The organism is Robiginitalea aurantiaca, from assembly GCF_030380815.1.
In the GTDB taxonomy this organism is placed as follows: Bacteria; Bacteroidota; Bacteroidia; order Flavobacteriales; family Flavobacteriaceae; genus Robiginitalea; species Robiginitalea aurantiaca.
The window spans coordinates 1-2,678 of record NZ_JAUDUY010000021.1; the positions used below are offsets into that span (position 1 = coordinate 1).

General features: G+C 45.6%; 3 protein-coding genes. All 3 read right to left on the bottom strand.

The window, feature by feature from the left end:
* On the bottom strand, positions 1–1,561 hold a 1,561-nt coding region (locus QU605_RS15235), incomplete at its 3' end, for a hypothetical protein (protein WP_289726191.1).
* Positions 1,562–1,573: 12 nt separating this feature from the next.
* Positions 1,574–1,729, bottom strand: a complete 156-nt coding sequence (locus tag QU605_RS15240; RefSeq protein WP_289726192.1) for a hypothetical protein — start codon at positions 1,727–1,729, stop codon at positions 1,574–1,576.
* 332 nt (positions 1,730–2,061) lie between these two features.
* The gene (locus QU605_RS15245) at positions 2,062–2,205 is read right to left on the bottom strand and encodes a hypothetical protein (protein WP_289726193.1); all 144 of its coding nucleotides are present in this window, start codon (positions 2,203–2,205) and stop codon (positions 2,062–2,064) included.
* Positions 2,206–2,678 lie beyond the last annotated feature (473 nt).

The following is a 2,678-nucleotide window of genomic DNA, read 5'->3' on the forward strand; positions in this document are numbered from 1 at the left end:
CCGTGGAGCCCTCGCAGATCGTCTGGTCATCACCCGCATCGGCAACCAACTCCTCGTTGATCGTAACGGTCATCGAATCATTATCCCCAACACAGATGCCCTCAGGATCGTCTGTGGTCCAGGTAAGCACTACGCTACCTGCAGCAATATCTCCGGAACCAGGGGTATAAACAGCATCGGCCAAATTGACGTTGTTAAACGTTCCGTCCCCTGCCGTGCTCCAGGTGGCGCTGGTTGCCCCTCCGCCAAAGGAGCCCGCTAATGTTACCGTGCTGCCTTCACAAATCGTCTGATCAGGACCGGCATCGGCTGTAGCATCTTCACACTGATCCTCCTGGTTACCAAAATTGGGTTCTTCAGCATTTCCTGCGCTTCCGCTATATGTAGGCGTTGTTGCTGTGATTGTAAAAGGGCCCCAATAACTTGGGCTAGATGGATAAGTCTGATTAAATCCGGCCTGATTTTCTTCCTGAACAAAGTAAGACTCACCAGGCAGTAGAGGCGTTAGCGGTTGCGCGGCTGATGAAAATTCATAGTACCCAACAGGGTCAGGATTGCCATCTCCATTGACATCAATGCTCCCATCAGAAGTAATGGTCGTGCTGTACAGGTTGTCTCCAGCTCCCGGTTCAAAAACACCATCACCGTCGTCAACGTACAATTCTAAAGTCCAACCACCCAGGCCAACCTCAGCATTGTCCCAAAGGGAATTTCCATCTACATCACTCCATTTAAAACCTGAAACCTCTCCTCGAACCACTACCCCTGTTTGCAACTGAATTGCGTTACTGGGCGTTATATATTCAATGTTAGGGTCATTGTTAATGGTAGTTGAAAGTGCGGCATCACCTTCAATTTTTGTTTGTAAGCTTCCTCCTGTAAATCCAGCAGCCCCATCAACCAATACCATGCTAACAGGTTGGTAGGCTTCCCCTGGAAATGCAAGTCTGAGGCCATAATAAATGATAACATCCGTGGTTCCAGTAAAACTGTTGTCTGTCGTAAAAATAATCTCAGCCCGCCTAAAGGTATCGCCCGTCGGAGGGTCTTCAAGGATCTGATAGGTCAGTATGGTAATATCAACAGCGGAATTATTCACGTAGAATGTCAACTGTGGGCTGGTATAATCACCTCCTATGGGATCATTTGGAGTAAACGTATAAGTACCATCCGCATGCAAAGTACTACTCAAAACCCAGTCAGGATCACCACCACCATCAATAGTTGTGTCATATTCATCAAGATATAAGCGTCCTCCTGCATTGCTGCTATTCTGGTAATAATCAAAATCGACAATGATACCATATGTCTTGTTTGGCCCCAGGTTTGTAAGCGGAACCCTCAGAGGAGTAACGTCCCCCTCCACAAAACTGGCCTGGTTAGAGTTTGCCTGACCTCCGGCCCAATCAGGATCTCCTCCTCCTCCACCAATGGTCTCCCACTGTTCATAGGAGATGCCTTGACCTATAACTGAAGGACTAATCATCAAAGCAAACACCAATAAAAGCATGCGCCCGCTCTGGTTGCCAATTCGTTTGAGTGTGGAGTAATAATGTTCCATTTGGGATGTGGTTTAGGTTGTAGGGTGTTTAAAATAGGAATAGGTATTTGTCTGAAGGGGTCCGGACACGTGCCGTGCGGCCAGAAATACATACGGAAACTGCATCCCGCTTTCAGGGCGGGATAAAAAGAGAATCGTTAAAAAGGGAGAGAAGTAATTCTGCTCCATACGCAAATGGCCGGTTTTTAAGCGTTCTTAAAAACCATAACAGAAAAGGCGTTCATTGTCCGAAATGGGTTGAGGACTGTGGCTTGAATTCAACTTATGAAATGAAACAAGCCCTGAAAATGACTAAAGAAGTTTCGGGGGAGTCGTTCCCTTTGTCAATTTCCAATTATTTGTTAAATTATGTTAAAATAAAATGCATGGGCCTAAGAAGTCCTATAAACATTGTGTCTTTTCGATGAAATACACAAAAAACACCCTCAACGTAACTTTTGGGGAAAACCTGTAATATTCGCCCTACGGAGTTTTGGTTTTTTCCCTGACTTTTATGCTCGTCAGCCTCTTACATCATTTGCCACATCTTGCTCTAGAAGCATTTTTTTTTGGGGCTGCTTTTCACTTTTCTCGATCTGGGCGTACATCTTGTCGTCATCTAATATCCCTTTTTTGAATTCCAGCATGATCCTGATGGTGATCATGTTATTAGCGAATTGGCACAGGCTTAGAAACGCATACATGTTTTTTAAGAAGAAAAGCACCGTCATTGTGAACAGGTACATGATGAAATTCATTATGGACATGCCCTATCCTGGAGTATTTGAATTGCTACTTGGTTGTCATCAACATATAGAAGAAGATGGCTGTATACGACAGGATGTAAAAAAAGCTCAAGTGGCCCCCCTGGTTGCATTCACTGCCTGATTGCACCAGAGTATCAACACTTCTGAGAATAGGGTCGAGGTTCGGCTTGGATATAGGTCCATAAAGGACAAAAGAATTTGCTTTTGTGTTCCGCAGCCCGGGCACACATTTATATTTCCCAGCGGCACGGTGAAAGCATCTTGGCGATTGCCGCCCGCTCTAGCTCAGCTTCTCCCATCACTTAAATACGGGCTGAGATTCTCAATGCCTTCCACAATCAACCGGCGTTTAGGACCCGCTTTTTCGGCTA

Excerpts from the sequence above, each read along its gene's own strand:
- QU605_RS15245 (WP_289726193.1), bottom strand. The coding sequence starts at position 2,205 with ATGATCACCATCAGGATCATGCTGGAATTCAAAAAAGGGATATTAGAT.
- QU605_RS15240 (WP_289726192.1), bottom strand. The coding sequence starts at position 1,729 with ATGGAGCAGAATTACTTCTCTCCCTTTTTAACGATTCTCTTTTTATCC.